We start from the raw sequence: 16,187 nt of genomic DNA, 5'->3' as shown, positions 1-16,187 counted from the left end.
CCGCCCGCCCGCCCGCAGGCACACAGCGGCACGCATAGCCACGACCGCCCCCGGCCAGCACCTACGTCGAGAGAGCCCCCGGTGATTCCCAAGCGCAGAGCGCGGGCGGGCCGGTTCGCCGGACAGCGGATCGAATCGATCCGGCGAGGTGCCGGTGTTCACGCGCCGGCGTTTTGCGTCGAGAACGAGTTCGGCCCCGTCCCCTTCGACACCGGAGCCGCGTGCCTCACTCCTGATGGTCGACGCGTCGCAATTGGTCGGCGAGGACCGAGAAGTGGAGCTGGCCGCGCCACGAATCGTTGTCGCCGATCACGATGAAGCGGCGCTTGGCGCGGCTGACTGCGACGTTGAGGAGGTTGGGCTTGGCAGCAGCCCAGCGCCGGGCGCCGTTCGCGTCGGGGTGAGTGCCGAGAACGAGGATCACCACGTCGGCTTCCTTGCCTTGCGCCGTGTGGACGGTACCCACTCGGTCCCACGGCACCAGGCCCCGCAGCCGCTCGGCTGCGTGCGTCGCCACGTCCCGGAAGGGGCTGATGACGTAGAGCTGGTCATTGGGCAGGCCCTCCCTCCGCAGTCGCTCGACAGCCGTGACAAGTGCGCGCCCCTCGGCGGGGACCCACTTGCCCTCCGCCTGTGAGGACCGGACGTGCCACCAGAAGCTCTCCCGCGGCGGCCGGAAGTCGCCCCGGTCGCCGACTCCGTGCACCATCAGACCGCCATAGGCGATGGTGTTGCTGACGGTGAACATCGGGTCGTCGCAGCGACGGTGGACGCGCAGCGGGGAACCGACCCACACCTGCGTCGGACCGTCCGGCGACGACGCCGGCAGGGTCGTGCCCCAGCGTCCCAGGCGGTCGGCCACCTGCTGCGCGGACGTCCACGACGGCGCCCACTCCTGAGCGACGTGCAGGTGCTCGCGCAACCGCTGTTGAGCTGTCCACGGCAGCACGACGACCGGTTCGAGCTGCAGCGGATCACCGACGACCACCGCGCGGCGGGTTCGCCACAACGCTCCCACCGGCATCTGCGGCGATGCCTGCCCGGCCTCGTCGACGAACAGCCATCCCAGGTCCTCCCGCCCCAATCCGGCGAACAGCCGGTCGTAGGAGGCGAAGGTGGTGGAGACCACCGGGACGGTGAGGAAGAGGGTCTGCCATGCGGCACGCACGGCCGCGGGCGCCAGGTCCTTCGGGGCGCCGCCACCGACGACCTCCATGGCGGCCTGCAGGTTCCTGGCCATGGTGTCGCCCGCCGCGCTCAGAAAGGCCCGGTGCAGGCGTAGCGCCTCCAGGAAGAGCCGGGTCCGCGCCTGGGCGAACTCCACGTCGGCCCAGGGTGACGACTTCTCCCGGCGCTCGACGGTCTGCCGATCGGCGTCCGCGGTGAAGTCCGTGGGGGCGGGCATATGAGGGCCCCAGCGGCCCTGGGCTCCTCTGACCTCCTGCTCCACGGCGTCGACCGCGTGTCGCCGTGTTTCCGCGGCATCCACCAGCCGCTGCGCCGCGGCGATCGTGTCCGCGGCATCCTGATACCGGCCGCGCGCCGCCGAGGCGGCCTGCGCGGCGCGCTCGACATCGGCGGAGAGACGTTCGTACTCGTCCTGCCAGAGCCGGTTGCTGCGACCGCCGGTGAAGATGCTCTGGAGGAGGCGCGGTTGACCGGCCTGATGGTCACGGCGGCGTTCGCGACATACCCGCTCGGCTTCTTCCAGGCGCTCGGTCTCGCGTTGAGCGTCGGCGCCCTGCTGCCGCAGTGCGGGCAGGTCCTCGGCGGCCGCCGCGGCGTTCCGGACTGCCTCGGCCAACTCCTGCCGTAAGCCCGCCAGTCCGCCCAACGCCTCTGCCGCCCGCTGCCGTCGGTCTCGAAGCTCTTCGACCTGGCGCCGGGCGGCTTTGAAGCGCCGTGCCGACTCCGCCCAGTCGACCGGTGCGGCCTGCCGGCCGTCGAGCGCGCCGTGCGTACTCTGCCCAACAGGTTTGCGCCTCCCGCCGAGTTCGTGCCACAGGCCCCGATTGGTCGGGGTGGCCCTGCTGTGCGCACCGTTCGAAGTCCTGGTGCGAAGGTTTCCCCACCAGAAGCTCTGCACGAACTCGCCGCGGTTCTTCCGGTTGCCGAGGCGGGCCGCGATGGCTCCCCAGGCCGGCTCTCCCCCAAGCATCAGGCTTGCCTGCTCGGCCAGATAGTCGGCCTCGCCGTGCCACTGCGCCGCTATGGCACCACGGGAAGGTATCTCGTCGGTGATGTTCTCCACCGCGCCGTTGTTGGCCGACGCGACCACTATCTCGTAGCCCGCCAGTTGAGGCGCCAACTCACGCACCGTCCGCGCGTACTGCTCGCTCCGCCAGGTGTGGGTCTCGCCGAACGCCTCTTGCGGGGAACGTAGTTCGGCCAGCGCACAGGCGCGCTGAGTGACCAGTGCGGCGATGACGTCGCGCAGCATGGTCGTCTTGCCGGTGCCAGGAGGCCCGTTCACGGAGAAAACCCCGCTGGCGGCGCCCAGTTCCCCGAGCAGCCGGTTCACGGCGAACTGCTGGCTGAGCACGAGCGACTGGTCGGACGCCGACGGCCACCTCCCCAGCGGGACATGCTGGGGAGAGATGCCCTCCAGCACCTGCTCCGGGTGGTCCTGTACGTCCCGGCGTCGCCCGATGTCAATCCGGTCCGCCTCGGTCAGGTAGGCCGCCAGCGCCCTGCCGGCGCGTCCTTCACCGAGTTCGTCCGCGACCCGGCTGAGGTCTTCGGCTATGAAGCTGTTGAGGAAGCCCTCGCTCACCGTCTCGTCGCCGCGGTTCCCCCTGACCTGGACACTCCGCACCCGCGCTGCGTCCGGCGCCAGGTCGACGGTCACCTTGAACCGCTCAGCGAGCCAGGCGGTAATGGCCGCGACGCCGTCGAGGGTGACCGGGCAAGTACCGAGCTTGACCGGTCGTTTCGGCTCCTCGTCCTCGTCCTCGTCCTCATCCGCCTCTGCATGCTCTGCACGGGCGTCCGCTCCGGGCTCCCCGGTCTCCCGGCCGCGAAGCCGGTCGAACGTTCCTTCCGCGAGCGCCTCAACGGTCTGGCCTGCCGCAGTCTGGACCGCCTGCCCCACGACGCCGCCGACCGCCTCGCCCACCAGGCCGCGTGCGAGCACTCCCAGACCGGAGACCATGCCGCCGGTCACCGAGTCCGCGACCAGCGTCCCCGCCATGGCGAGCAGCCCGGCGCCACCGGAGCGCCCGCCCCGCACGGTGAGCCTGCCGTCCCCCAGGTCCAGCATCCGCTGCTCGCAGGCCGCCGCCTCTTCGTCGAAGTCCTCCAGCCACCGCGCGTCGTCGGGCCCCGGGGCGCGGGTGCGACCGACCGCCCAGGCGCACGAAGAGACGCAGACAGAGTCCTCCAGCAGCAGGCCGTCCTGGTTGACGGTGAAGGACATGAGGGCACTGGAGCCGCCGAGCCTGCCGTCCCGGTCCTCGGTGGCCGCGTCGGGAAAGACCTCGGCGAGTACGTCCCGGACCCGATCGACGGGGAACACACCGCAGTAAACGGTGTGCTGCCAGGTGTGCCTCGGACGGAGAGCCGGCAGTTCCGTCGGGTCCTCCCAGGGGAGGGGCCGGCCCGGCCGGACGGCGAACACCTGCTCCTGCGGCCTGACAGCGGGAACCTTCTGCGGGGAGAAGAGTTCGACCGCCCGCCAGAACCGCACCACGTCGGCCATCCGCCGCCGCTCGCCGAGCCTCGCCGCCAACGGACCCCCTCGAACTCGAAACAGCCTGAGGACGGCCACCCTAGCCACTCGCCGGAAGGCCGGGGAAGTATTCGCTCCCGGCCACCGGGCAGGCCGACAGGCCGGCACTCCGGCTCCGAGTCCAGCCGCATCCTTGGGCAGCCGCTTCGTTGGGGAGCCGCCTCCTTGGGCAGCCGCTTCCTTGCCGGCGACCACCCGCTCGGTACGCCGGGAGCCCCGGACGGACGACCGACGGCCGTCCACCGGACACATGGCTGGGTCACCGGACTCCGTCGAAGCCGCCCGCAGGACCCTCGTCCACCTCCAGGGCGCCTACGAACAGACGGCAGCAACACCCCTGGCCGCCCTCGTCCACCGACGACCTCCCCAGCCGGCCGCCGCAGGCTGGGCACACCAGCTACGCCAGTCCCTGCCCGCCCACGCCGAAACAGATCCTCACCGATTCCGCCTGGCCCGCCCTCGCCACCGCCCTCGCCGATGCCGAAACCGCCGGCCATGACCCAGCAAGCCTCCTCCAGCAAGCCACCGATCAACGCGCTCTCGCCGACGCCCGCTCCCCGGCCCAAGTCCTCGGTCCATCCCCGCGGGCGCGGGGAGCAGACGGCGCGTCCAATGGAGGGGCACCCGTGCCCGGGTCCATCCCCGCGGGCGCGGGGAGCAGGGGTCACCACGACTCGCGCGGCTCACCCATGTGGGTCCATCCCGCGGGCGCGGGGAGCAGCCGATCGGCAGGTGGTCGGCGGCCAACTGCGGGGGTCCATCCCCGCGGGCGCGGGAGCAGGCCCGCTGACCTGGGGTTTTCCTAGCGAGCGAGGCCGCTTCGAGCAAGCTCTAGGGAAATGGACAAATTGGGCAATGCCTGCTCAGAATCCGATGCGAATGTCTCCAGGAACAGGGTACGACCGCCCGCCAGGGCGCCTTTGACCTCCGCTTGCCTGGATAGCCGGGCGGGGCAGCCAGGTTGACCACCTGCGGAGGCACGCCGCCAGCCACCGCACTATCGCCGCACCTGTAACTGCGGCACATCAGGGACAGCCACGGATACACGCCCGCCTGCACACGACAGCCCCAAAGCCACGACAGCCCTCCGACCAGCACCTAGGCCGACAGAGCGCCCAAGATTCCCAAGTTCAGAGCGCGGGTTCGATTGCCGTCATCCGCTCCAAAAGAAAGGCCCAGGTCGAAGACTTGGGCTTTTGTTGTTGTCCAGCCGATTCGAGAACCCGCACTCCACACCAGAGCTGGCGGTCAATTGGCGTACTCACCAGGCTGACGTTGCCGGGTGGAGGGCGAGAGCAGAATTGTTCCGCTCCTGGACGTTGGCTCTGCTCCAGCGTGGCTGTTACAGGTTGAAGTCCCAGGGATTGATTACCGTGGCGCCGGTGCGTTCGAGGTGCTTGATGTTGCGGCTGGCCACGGTCCAGCCGTTGGCCAGTGCGGTGGCGGCAATGAGCGCGTCCGGCGGGTCGATGCTCGTGCCGGCGGCCTTCAGCGCTTTGTGGACGGCGAGGTAAGCCGCCGCCTCTCGCTCGCCGATCGGCGCGATACGGTCCCGGTACTCCAGCCGGGCAGCCGCGAGGACCTCGGCGTACCGGCCTTGCCGTACCGGGTCCGGGGTGGCCGCTACGCCGGCTTCGATCTCGGCGATGGTGATGACGCTCAGGAAGCGGTTGGGCCGCGCGGTCGAACGCAGCCAGGCCACGACACGGGGATCGGGCCGAAGGCGCGTGGTCAGTTCCGCGACGACGTTCGTGTCGAGCAGGTAGATCACCGATCGCCCGCCTGATCGTCGTCGTAGGAGCGCGCGCCGAAGTCCAGCCCCTCGAAGGGCTGGGACAGCAAGAACTCCTCGAAGCCGTCGGTAGCCAGCCGGACCCACCGGCTCAGCATCTCCGGCAGCGCCTCAAGCTCCGTGTCCGCCAGTTCCCCGTCGAAGTGCCGGGCCTGGTCCTCCGGCAGGGACTCGCGGATGTCACGGATGGTCCGCAGCGGATGCGCCGTGCCCGCGGAACCGGACGAGCGCGGTACGCCGCCAGGTGCAGTGGTCATGTTCATCCCCTTCGCCGCATGCGGGCTGCCGTCCCCTACCAGGTTAAGGGCACCAGCCACCTCCACAGGAGAGGATCGCGGCCGAGGGCGCCCCGGGCGGAGAGTCGCCGCACCACCAACGCACCAGTAGCAGGGGTACGCCAGGGCCAACCACAAACACCGCGGACCCGTACCCGCTCACCCTCATCGCGCAGCCTCAACGAGGGTGAGCTGGGCAAACGCGTACCGGGCCCCCGTGATTCCCAAGCTCAGAGCGCGGGTTCGATTCCCGTCATCCGCTCCAGAGAAAAGGCCCAGGTCATTGACCCGGGCCCGTGTCGTTGCCCGGACCAATTCAAGGACCGCACCACTTCCGCATCACATCTGGCGGTCAATTGGTGCACTCACTCAGCGCCCGACGGCAGCCCCGCAGAGTAGCTGGCCACTATTAATTCTCGGGCCTTGACCCAAGGCCCGACGGAGACACCGCCTGACACGTTCCCTGCCCTCGCCGGCAACGTGATCGTCCCCTCACTGCTTGGGCAAGCCTGTTGCGGGCACCGCGGGACGCCACGGGCCGTCACGGTCAGGGGTGTTCACGCGCCAGCGTTCCCGCTGCTCCGCTCGATCGGGATCCACAGCTGGGAGTCGGTATCTTCGCCGATCTCCACCGGCCGCGTCCGCAGGAGTTCCGGGCCTGGCCGGGTCGCGTACGGGTTCGAGGGGAACCACTGGGTGAACACGTCCCGCCACAGCTCTTGGAGCGCGTGTGGATAGGGCCCGTGGTTGTCGAAGACCGCCCAGGTTCCGGCCGGCACATCGAGGGCGTCGAGCTTGTCGGCGGCCGTCTCCGGGCTGGTGGCCACGCCGATCCAGTAGTCCGCCTCGGCGCCCTCTTCCCGGCGGTCGGTCAGGTACGCCGCAGCCGACAGGATCCCCTCCGGCTCACGGTCAGACAGTTCCTTCATTGTGGCGATCGCCTGCTCGTCCAGGCTTTCCACGTGCGCCGCGGCGGCCGCGTTGAGCCCCTCGTGCACGAGGGGGACCCGGGCCTTCCGGCCGACGACCCGAAACGCCTCCTTCTCCACGATCCGGTACCGAATGGTCGTGCTTCCTTCGACCACGACACGGAAGGACATGCGCGGCTGTGCCGTGAGAACCCCGCCCATGCGCCGGGCCTCGCCCGGCCCGATGCCGTGCACCGACCGGAATGCCCGGGCGAACGCCTCGCCCGAGCCGTACCCGTACCGCACCGCGACATCGAGCAGCGTCAGTTCTCCGGCCAGCACGTCGGCCGCAGCAAGCGTCATCCGTCGACGCCGCACGTAGACCGGGAGTGGCATCCCGGCGAGGGCGGAGAACAGCCGCCGGAAGTGGTACTCCGAGACCGCGGCGATCCGGGCCCCCTCGGCCACGTCGACTTCCCGGTCGAGGCATGCCTCCAGGTGGTCCAGCGCCTGATTCAGCCGCTCCAACACGCGCATCTGTCCTTCCTTCCTGTTCCTCACCCGTAAAAACGCTCACCCAGCAGCAGGAGCTGCGGCGGCCGGGCCCCGATCCCAAGCCCGAGCCGTCTGCCACGTGGCCGTCGGACCGCCTTCAGGTGGAGAGACGATTCATTCGCGCCCTGCCCGACAGAATCCGTGCGGGAACTGTCGGGCAGGGAGCCCCGGCGTTATCCCAGGCTTGCGCCCATGACTGATATCAAAGGGCTGTGCGAGCCCCGCTTCACCGCGGTCCGTGCGGCCCTCGCGGCTTCTCTCGGCAAGGATGACGTGGGCGCCTCGGTCGCTGTCTACCTCGACGGCGAGCCGGTGGTCGACATCTGGGGCGGGTATGCCGACGCGGACCGCTCTGTCAGCTGGGAGCGCGACACCCTCACGGGCGTCAACTCGACGACCAAGAACATGACCGCCTTGTGCGCGCTTGTTCTGGCCGACCGAGGACAGCTCGATCTGTCCGCGCCGGTCGCCTCCTACTGGCCCGAGTTCGCCGCGGCGGGCAAGGAGAATCTGCTGGTACGGCACGTGCTGTCCCATACTGCGGGGCTGCCGGACCTGTTGGGGCCGCCGGCGGTCGAGGACCTCTACGACTGGCAGAGTGTCACGGCAGGGCTGGCCGCGCAGGCCCCCGAATGGGAACCGGGGACGGCCGCCGGGTATCACGCGCTCACCTTCGGGTTCCTGATCGGTGAGGTCGTCCGCCGCATCACCGGCCGCAGTCTCGGCGAGTTCTTCGCCGAGGAAGTGGCCGAGCCACTGGGCGCGGACTTCCACATCGGGCTCCGTGCCGACGACGACCGCCGCGTCGCACCGCTCATCCCGCCGCCGTCACTGACCGACGAGTACGCCTCCAGCGCACCGCCCGGACCGGACGGCACCCGTCGGGAGTACGCCGGTGCCGCGATCCGGGTCAGGGATGCCAACTCCGTGGCCTGGCGGCGGGCGCAGATCCCCGCAGTGAACGGCTTCGGCAACGCTCGGTCAGTCGCCCTCATCCAGTCGGTACTGGCGAACCGGGGTTCCGCCGGCGGCGTGCGGCTGCTGTCCCCCCGGGGCTGTGAGCCCGCGTGGCAGGAGGTGTTCCGTGGCGAGGACCGTGTCCTGCGAACGTCGATGTCCTGGACCGTGGGCTTCGGCAAGTTCGGCAGCACCTTCGGCTGGGGTGGATGGGGTGGCTCGCTGGTCGCGAGCGATCCTGATGCACGTATGACGGTGGCCTACGTCATGAACCAGATGATCGACCGAGAGCAGCAGGAGGACAACCGCGGCTTGGAGATGATCATGGCCGCCTACAGCGGACTGCGATGACACCCCCCGTGCGGGGGGAAGTTTGTGCGGGCAGGGACTTCCCCCCGCCGTTCTCGGTTCCGCAAGTGAGCCTTCTCGATCATGATCGCCGCCATCGCCATCGCCGAGGAGCTCCCCCTCTTCACCACCGACCCCGAGGACGACAAAGGCCTCGACGACCTCCTCACCGTCGGGTTCGATTCCCGTCATCCGCTCCACAAACAAGGCCCAGGTCATCGACCCGGGCCTTTGTTACTACCCGGACCAATTCGAGGGCACCTGCCAGTTCCGTGCCACACGGACCTACCGCATCCGCCTTCCCGTCGAGAATCTCCGCGCTTCGGGATCGGTGACGCCGTTGCTCAGCGAGCTTGCTCATGAGGCGGTCTGCCTGCGAGTCTCCCGGCGTGACCGTAGTCCTGGGCAAGAGGCACCGGTTTGCCGTGGCCGTCGGCAGGTGGGACAACCAGCTGTGCCAAGTGGACCTTTGGGCTGCGGGAAAATGGCTGACCTGCGATGACAACATGGCTTTCGTCCAGCAGTTCCGCCTCGCCGTACTGGACACGGCCGCGTGGCTGCGCTCCGGTCAGGGTTCTCCGCTGCCGTTCGAGGGCCTGACTCCCGAGGCAACGCACCGTCGGCTGATGCTCCGTGCCGGAGCTGAGGATGAGCCGCCGAGACTCCGGATGTCGAGAGGCAGAACCATCCCAGCGATCGCGGTCACGCAGGGTCGGCAGCCGGGGTCGTCTCCTCCTCGCCTACTGCGTAGGGATGGACGTAGCGGCCTTCGTTGAAGGGCGTGAACCAGTCCTTGATCCCCATGGGCGCGATTCCCATCTGGGCCAGCGCGGGGTCCTCCTCGATGCCGTCCGCGGCCGGCTCGTAGAGCCATTCGTGATCCAGATCCTCGTACACCCCGTCGGCGAACACGCCCAGCGCGGTGCCGACCTCGTCGTCGAGCAGTCCAAAGGTGTCCGCGGTCACGTTCGCCTGGATGAGGAGCAGCCGCAACAGCAACTCCTCAGCGACGCAGCTCAATTGCACAAAGCCAGACTGCGTGAGGCGGGTGGTCAGCACCACGGCCGTCGTGACCAGCCGCCGGACGAACAGGACGTCGTACTGGAGGACATACCGCTCGGGAAGCTCCTCCAGAACCATGAAGACGGCGTCGCTCTCGGCCACCGACCCGGCGTCGTCGTCCTCTTCGAGTCGCGCGAGGTCGCCGAACAACTCGTCCACCAGGACGTGGATCGCCCAGACGACCGCGCCCGCAGCGACCTCGGCCGCCTCCTTGCTGATGAGGGATCCGTGCTCCTCACCGTCGTTGTCACCGTCACTGTCACCTTCGTCTTCGCTGTAGCCGAAGGAGTCGAGAGAGAACGCCTGGAGTTGGGGCGCCATCGCGCGCAGCCTTCGCCCCATGGTGGCGACTTCCGCATCATCGAGCTTGCCGGACTCCGGCCCCGGGCCGCCTTCCGCGTGCCGTCGGGCCCGCTCGGCGGGATCGTCGGGTGGAGCGTCCGGTCCGTCAGCCGCGTGAAGGCTCTCCTGGGCAAGGTCCGGATGCAGTTCGACCTCACACCGGACGATCGTCCAGTCCGCCAGCAACTCCGTCTGCTCCAGCACATCCGTCATCACCGCACGGACAGCCTCCTCGGCGAACTCCAAGGCCGGCGCATCCACCACCACCTTCACCAGGGCGCCGCCGGGATGCACGGCGATCAGGTGGTCGAGGACATCGACCTCCACCCCGTCCGGCCCCTCGACCGCATCCAGTGCGTGGAGATGCCTCCCCAACAGATTGCCCACACCCTCCCGCTGAAGAGGGTCCAGGTCCGGAGCGCCTGCCGGAATCTCCGATTCCACCGTCACTTCGTACGTCACGCGCCCATCGTGCCGGAAGCGTCAACCATCCGGACCGGATCCCGCCAACGCGGCGGCCGGCAGCAGGGTGAACTGCTATAGCCGCCGCCAAGCGCCAGGCGCCGGGCCTCACGCCTCCCGGGCAGCACTCCCCGGAGACTCCCGCCGAGCGCGGACGTACGCGTCAGACCCAGCCCGTTCGTACGGCAGGCCCGAGCTCGATCAAACGGCTACGCTATGCGGTCCACTGGTGGTCTTCCCCATACGAGGTTGTCAATGAGTGGTTCGCGATCTCACTCACAGTCCGACGACGAGCGGTTAGGTCCCTTCAGCTCCCCAGCCAAGGGCAATCCTCCGCGGCAACCGGCAGGATCCGCGGCGTCCTCGCAGAACACGCGTGCCGAACTGCGGCGCCTGGTAGCTGAACTGACTCGTGCGACCGGACTGAACAAAGGTGTGGTCAATATCGAGATCAACAAGCGGCTGGGGGTCCACAGCAGGGTGGGCGCTGATCTTGAGGTGATCCGCCGGGGGGTCGAAGTGGCGGAGGGTTGGCTGACCGAGCTCGCCGCCGAGGCCGCCCCGTCACAGGAAACGGCCACGAACGACATGGCCTCGCTTCATGTCCCCGCGCCGACCCACGCGGCCTCAGCGGCAAAGCGCCCCGGCATGTCGTGGGTTCCCCCACAGCAAAGCACACCGGGTCTGCGGACCACCGAGGAGCAGGAAGTCGCCGTGGAGATGTTCCTGTCCCGGCAGCACTTGGCCCTGCAGGCAGGGGCGGGGACGGGCAAGACAACGACGTTGACCTTGCTGGCCTCGGCGGACCGGCGGCGCGGCCGATATCTGTCCTTCAACAAGTCGATCGCTACGGACGCGGCTCAGAGATTCCCGTCCTCTGTAGCCTGCCGCACGGCCCACTCGCTGGCCTTCGAGGCCGTCGGTCACCGCTATGACCAGCGGCTGCGGGCACCGCGCAAGCCTGCTTGGAGAGCCGGCGCGGCGTTGGGGATCACGCCGAGGATGCAGGTACGGATCGGCGACCGCACGGTCACCAACAACGGGCTGTCGTACGCGGTTGTCCGCACGGTGCGGCGGTTCTGCCAATCCGCGGACACGGTCCTACGCCCCCACCACGTTCCGCGGCTTCGGGGCCTGGCGGCGGAGGACCTCCACGACCAGCTCACCAGGATCGTTCTGCCGTACGCGCAAAGAGCCTGGGACGACCTCCAAGATCCGGCAGACGGCGCGATGCGCTTCGAACACGATCACTACTTCAAGATGTGGGCAATGGGACAGCCCCTGATCAGCGGCGACTACCTGCTGCTGGACGAGGCCCAGGACACCAACCCGGTCCTGGAAGAGGTCTTCAACGCCCAGCGCGCCCACGCCCAACTCGTCATGGTCGGCGACTCCGCGCAGGCCATCTACGGCTGGCGCGGAGCCCGGGATGTGATGGCCGGCTTCGACGGCGAGCAGCTCACCTTGTCCCAGTCGTTCCGGTTCGGCTCGGCGCTGGCGCGGGAGGCGAACCGCTGGCTGACGGTGGTGGACTCCCCCATACGGCTGATCGGCGCCCCGTCGCTGACCACCACCATCGGCCCGTCGGACACCCCTGACGCGATCTTGTGCCGGACCAACGTCGGCGCGATGGTCGCCATCCTGCGGCTCCTGGCCGACAACCGCCGCGTCGCACTGGTCGGGGGCGGCAAGGCACTGGAAGACCTGGCGGTAGCCGCCGGGCAGCTCAAGGCCGGCCGGCGCGCCACCCACCCGGAACTGGTGTTGTTCAGTACCTGGGGCGAACTCCAGGACTACGCCGAGTTCGACCCGTCCGGCCAGGACCTGCTACCGCTGGTCGACATCATCGACGAGCACGGTGTCGAGGTAATCCTGACCGCCGTACGACGGCTCTCCGACGAGCACGATGCGCACATCGTGGTCTCCACCGTTCACAGGGCCAAAGGCCGGGAATGGCCCTGTGTGCAGATCGCTCCCGACTTCGAACCGCTCCCCGGCGAGGAGACCGACGCCCAAGGGCAGCCGGTCCCGAAACCTATCGACCAAGGCGAAGCCCGCCTGGCCTACGTCGCCGTCACCCGTGCCCGCCGCCACCTCGACCCCGGCGGCCTGGCCTGGTTCGACCGCCACCCCGACGCTCCCCCGCGCGAAGACTTCGCGGCGAAGCCCCCGGTGGTCCCCTGACAGCCGGAGCCGGCGAATAGCCCCGCGATCGCCATCGCCGTCGCCGTCGCCGTCGCCGTCGCCGAAGAACTCTCGCCCTTCACCACCGACCCCGACGGCTGCGAGGGCCTCGACGGACTGCTCACCTTCGTACCTGTACCCGGCCCACCGTCCTGCACGACTGGTAGGACTCGCCCCGTCGCACCACCTCCACACCGTGTACAGCGGTCCGGCACGGTCAGCCGGGGTCACCAACGACCCCGGCGCAGTCGGCACTTCAGGACCGCACCTGCCGCTGAACAGCACAGATGCCGACAGGGCGGCGTGATTACCAAACTCCACACGGCGATCTCGGCCCGTCCGCGGAGAACGCGATACCGCCCCGGGCGGTCCTCCGGCGCGTCAAGGAACCGTGCTTCCTCCGCTAGCGAGCAGGAGTATGCGATCAAATCGTCCACTCCCGCGGGCGCATCTCGTGGTCAGGTCGGCCAGCCAGCGCCCCTGGCTCGGCGACCCTGCGGCGGACGCTCGCCTGACACGGGTAACCAATGCCGGCCGGTGACGCCCGGTACTGAATACCACGGGCGTCACCGGCCGATGCGGTTCTTAACCGATGCCCGTGACGCTGAGGGCGGTGGTCCAGTTGTTCTTGATCGCGGTGCGCGCGGCGGACAGGGTGATGGTGCCCTTGCAGACGGCGTTCTTGAGCTTGGTCTCCACGCCGTCCTTGGTGGTGGCGGTCTTGGTGCCGGAATACGGCTCGGGCCACAGATTGCCGGGATCGCGGGGGGATCCGCCCAGTTCAAGGGGGATATCGTGGTCCTCCTCATAGGAGGACAGGCTCTTGTCCGCGTAGCCGTAGTCGGCGATTCCCTGTGTTTTCAGCGCATTGGTGTACGAGGTGGGCGGGCGTACGGTCGCCGTCCAGCCGGAGACGCAGATCGTGGAGTTGATCGTCGACTGGGTGACGTCAGGGTTGTACACACCCGGCGTACAGTGCGGGTCGGGCAGTGGCAGGTAGGACTGTGAGCAGGTGCTGGCCTGGGCCGTACCGGCACTGAAGCCGAGGATGAGGCCACTGAACGCCAGGGCGAGAGCTGAACCGGCTGCGACCGGTATTCGGGGGATGCGGCGCATGAGCGTCTCCAGGGACATGAGGTTCGACGGGGAACGACGAGGTCATGCCCATGACACTCCCTCCGGATGCTACGCGAGTAGACTTCGGAGGTGAATTCCTTGTGACCGGACAGTTACCGGCTGGTCAACCCCGTTGTGGGGGCGGCTATCCGCCCAGTCGGCGCGCTTCGCGCCCCTCAGCCGGCCCACCGCCCGGCCCAACCGGCAATGCCTGGAAGCCGCGCCACAACAGAGAGGAGCACGTGGTAGCACCCGGTACTACAGTGCGGATATGTCAGCGCAGCCCGAGATCACCCAGCGCGACCTGCGCAGCCGGTCCAAAGAGATCATGGATGCCGTCCAGAACGGGCAGTCCTTCACCGTCACCCGCGACGGGCACCAGATCGGCGAGCTGATCCCGCTGCGTCGGCGCAGGCGCTTCGTACCGCGAAGCGAGTTCGCTGCCATGTCCCGCAGCACATCGGACGTCTCCCTGGAAGCCTTCCGAGCCGACCAGGACGCCACCGCCGAGCAGGAGACGGACGACCCCTATGCCCGCTGAATACGCACAGGGCCTGCTCGACACCAACCTCGTGATCCTGCGTAAATGGCTCAACCCCGACGAACTCCCCGCCGAGGTGGCGATCACCGCCGTCACGCTGGCCGAGCTCTCGGCAGGGCCCCACGAGGTCCGCCGCAACGAGGAGCAGAGCGACTAAGACGACTACGACGAACACGCGGAACGGGGCCGCCGCCTCGACATCCTGCAGCGCGTCGAGAACGAGTTCGACCCCATCCCCTTCGACACCGAAGCCGCCCGCACCTACGGCAGAGTCTGCGCAGCAGTGATCGGCGCCGGCCGCACACCCCGTCGCCGGGTCGCGGATCTCATGATCGCCGCCATCGCCATCGCCGAGGAACTCCCCCTCTTCACTACGAACCCCGACGACTACAAAGGCCTTGACGACCTCCTCACCGTCGTCGCCGTCACCCGCCGCACCGTCCTCCACGACCGATCAGGCGTGCCCGGCGCACCACTCCCACACCATGCGTCCGTCGTCGCAGCCGGTGGGGACGGTGGCGCCGTCCGGGGCGAGGGAAATGGAGCGCACCGCCCCTGGTGTCCCGTCAGTTTGGCGACGTGCGAACCGGTGCCGCGCCACCACAGGCGGACCGAGTCGTCGTCGTTGGCGGTGGCGATCATGTCTCCGTTCGCACTGAACGTCTCCGCCCAGGTGTGATCGGTCCCCACGTCCAGCTCGCGCAGGAAGGCGCCGCTCTCGGCGTTCCACAGGTAGACGTGGCCGGTGCTGGCCGCGGTGGCGAGGAAGCGTTCGGCGGGCGTCCGCTCCGGCCGGCTCGATCCCGCCATACCGGGGCACGGGGAGTGCCTCCGGCGGGGGTGACGGCAGACGGGAGGCTCCGCAAAAAACCGGTTGGTGGGCCGGCACGGCCGCTGCTAGATTTCCGGAGGCCGTGCGAGAGATCGAGGAGGTGGTACCCGTGAACGCAGTATCGACGTGGGTGCTCCCCTCCGGGGTCATGGTCGGGCGATAGGCAGGTCGTCCGGGAGCGCCGTTCCAGTGCGCTCCCGAAAGGTATGACCATGCGTTTCACTTCTGAACAGCGCCTCGACGACGGTGTCCTCGAACGCGGATTCGCCCTCGGCCTCGGTGAGATCCCCGGCCTCCTGTGGACACCCGCCTCGGCATCCGCATCCGCATCCGCGCCGGTGCCGCTGATCATGCTCGGCCACCCTCCCCTCGGGCTGCGCAGGATGTACCCCCGGCTGGTGGCCCGGGCCCGGCACTCCGCGGCGGATGGCTTCGCCGCGGCCACCATCGAGCTTCCCGGAAGCGGCGACCGGCCCCGTTGGGCCGCCGTCGAGCAGGCCCGCGCCGACCTGCGCCGGGCGATGGAGGCGGGCGAGCCGGTCAGCGACGAGATCGTGGACGCTCTCATCCTCCCGTTGGTCGACAAGGCGGTCCCGGAGTGGCAGGCCGCCCTGGACGCCCTCCTGGCGCTGCCCGAGATCGGCGGCCCGGTCGGCTACTCGGGGGGAGTGATCTCCATCGGCATCCGGCTGGCGGTGGTCGAGCCGCGCATCGTGGCCGCCGGTCTGTTCGCCGGGAGTTTCGTGCCGCGCGCCATGGTCGAGGAGGCCCGCCAGGTCACCCTTCCGCTGCACGTCCTGATGCAGTGGGACGACGAAGGGAACAGCCGGCAGGCGGCGCTGGATCTGTTCGACGCCTTCGGCTCCAAGGAGAAGTCCCTGCACGCCAACATGGGCGGGCACACCGGCGTCCCGCAGTACGCGGGGGACGCCGCGGCCCAGTTCTTCACCCGACATCTGAAGTGAGGCGGGGCCGTGGGGCCGGCGGCAGCCGGTAGCTGATGCCGGCCGGGCCTGCCACTCATCGAGGGCCAGGCCCGGCCCGCCGCGGCTCTCTGCACCGCGGGTCCCTTCCGTGGGGCGCGGC

General features: G+C 69.1%; 10 protein-coding genes and 2 pseudogenes. 6 read left to right on the top strand and 6 right to left on the bottom strand.

Annotated features, from left to right (window positions below):
- Positions 1–226: 226 nt before the first annotated feature.
- From OG519_RS18465 to OG519_RS18450, 4 genes are all read right to left on the bottom strand, one after another.
- Positions 227–3,727, bottom strand: a complete 3,501-nt coding sequence (locus OG519_RS18465) for a DEAD/DEAH box helicase (RefSeq protein WP_405584933.1) — start codon at positions 3,725–3,727, stop codon at positions 227–229.
- A gap of 1,342 nt (positions 3,728–5,069) precedes the next feature.
- Positions 5,070–5,498 (bottom strand): type II toxin-antitoxin system VapC family toxin, encoded by a 429-nt coding sequence (locus OG519_RS18460; protein ID WP_405584931.1) that lies wholly within the window; start codon positions 5,496–5,498, stop codon positions 5,070–5,072.
- Positions 5,495–5,776 carry a hypothetical protein gene (locus OG519_RS18455; protein ID WP_405584928.1) on the bottom strand — a complete coding sequence of 94 codons (282 nt, stop codon included), beginning with the start codon at positions 5,774–5,776 and terminating at the stop codon, positions 5,495–5,497. Before OG519_RS18455 ends, OG519_RS18460 begins: the two co-directional genes overlap by 4 nt.
- A gap of 575 nt (positions 5,777–6,351) precedes the next feature.
- A complete protein-coding gene (locus OG519_RS18450) occupies positions 6,352–7,233 on the bottom strand; it encodes a GyrI-like domain-containing protein (protein WP_405592816.1) in 882 nt (293 codons plus the stop codon).
- Positions 7,234–7,449: 216 nt separating this feature from the next.
- On the opposite strand from OG519_RS18450, the gene OG519_RS18445 reads away from it, so the two are divergent.
- Both OG519_RS18445 and OG519_RS18440 read left to right on the top strand, forming a co-directional pair.
- Positions 7,450–8,565 (top strand): serine hydrolase domain-containing protein, encoded by a 1,116-nt coding sequence (locus OG519_RS18445; protein ID WP_405584926.1) that lies wholly within the window; start codon positions 7,450–7,452, stop codon positions 8,563–8,565.
- 78 nt (positions 8,566–8,643) lie between these two features.
- Positions 8,644–8,736 (top strand): annotated as a pseudogene (locus OG519_RS18440) (VapC toxin family PIN domain ribonuclease); the annotation flags it as partial.
- A gap of 528 nt (positions 8,737–9,264) precedes the next feature.
- On the opposite strand, the gene OG519_RS18435 reads toward OG519_RS18440, so the two are convergent.
- Positions 9,265–10,428: a hypothetical protein gene (locus OG519_RS18435; protein WP_405584923.1), complete on the bottom strand. Its 1,164-nt coding sequence runs from the start codon at positions 10,426–10,428 to the stop codon at positions 9,265–9,267.
- Positions 10,429–11,076: 648 nt separating this feature from the next.
- Between OG519_RS18435 and OG519_RS18430 the strand changes: the two genes are divergently transcribed.
- A complete protein-coding gene (locus OG519_RS18430) occupies positions 11,077–12,612 on the top strand; it encodes a UvrD-helicase domain-containing protein (RefSeq protein ID WP_405592814.1) in 1,536 nt (511 codons plus the stop codon).
- Positions 12,613–13,197: 585 nt separating this feature from the next.
- On the opposite strand, the gene OG519_RS18425 is transcribed toward OG519_RS18430, so the two are convergent.
- Positions 13,198–13,728, bottom strand: coding sequence for a hypothetical protein (locus OG519_RS18425; protein ID WP_405584920.1), 531 nt, complete (start codon positions 13,726–13,728; stop codon positions 13,198–13,200).
- 271 nt (positions 13,729–13,999) lie between these two features.
- On the opposite strand from OG519_RS18425, the gene OG519_RS18420 reads away from it, so the two are divergent.
- The 3 genes and pseudogenes from OG519_RS18420 (at position 14,000) to OG519_RS18410 (ending at position 16,066) form a co-directional block, all read left to right on the top strand.
- Positions 14,000–14,269 carry a type II toxin-antitoxin system Phd/YefM family antitoxin gene (locus OG519_RS18420; RefSeq protein ID WP_405584917.1) on the top strand — a complete coding sequence of 90 codons (270 nt, stop codon included), beginning with the start codon at positions 14,000–14,002 and terminating at the stop codon, positions 14,267–14,269.
- A pseudogene (locus OG519_RS18415) lies at positions 14,259–14,723 on the top strand (type II toxin-antitoxin system VapC family toxin); the annotation flags it as partial. The gene OG519_RS18420 and the pseudogene OG519_RS18415, both read left to right, overlap by 11 nt.
- A gap of 590 nt (positions 14,724–15,313) precedes the next feature.
- Positions 15,314–16,066, top strand: a complete 753-nt coding sequence (locus tag OG519_RS18410) for an alpha/beta hydrolase (RefSeq protein WP_405584915.1) — start codon at positions 15,314–15,316, stop codon at positions 16,064–16,066.
- The last annotated feature ends 121 nt before the right edge of the window (positions 16,067–16,187 follow it).

It is taken from the genome of Streptomyces sp. NBC_01190 (assembly GCF_045039895.1).
Lineage (GTDB): Bacteria > Actinomycetota > Actinomycetes > Streptomycetales > Streptomycetaceae > Actinacidiphila.
Note: the sequence above shows the minus strand (reverse complement) of the source record. Positions and strands in the feature narration are given on the sequence as shown.

What these genes read in the sequence shown, in the direction of transcription:
- OG519_RS18455 (WP_405584928.1), bottom strand. Translation starts at nt 5,776, where the DNA reads ATGACCACTGCACCTGGCGGCGTACCGCGCTCGTCCGGTTCCGCGGGC.
- OG519_RS18445 (WP_405584926.1), top strand. Translation starts at nt 7,450, where the DNA reads ATGACTGATATCAAAGGGCTGTGCGAGCCCCGCTTCACCGCGGTCCGT.
- OG519_RS18430 (WP_405592814.1), top strand. Translation starts at nt 11,077, where the DNA reads ATGTCGTGGGTTCCCCCACAGCAAAGCACACCGGGTCTGCGGACCACC.
- OG519_RS18425 (WP_405584920.1), bottom strand. Translation starts at nt 13,728, where the DNA reads ATGCGCCGCATCCCCCGAATACCGGTCGCAGCCGGTTCAGCTCTCGCC.
- OG519_RS18420 (WP_405584917.1), top strand. Translation starts at nt 14,000, where the DNA reads ATGTCAGCGCAGCCCGAGATCACCCAGCGCGACCTGCGCAGCCGGTCC.
- OG519_RS18410 (WP_405584915.1), top strand. Translation starts at nt 15,314, where the DNA reads ATGCGTTTCACTTCTGAACAGCGCCTCGACGACGGTGTCCTCGAACGC.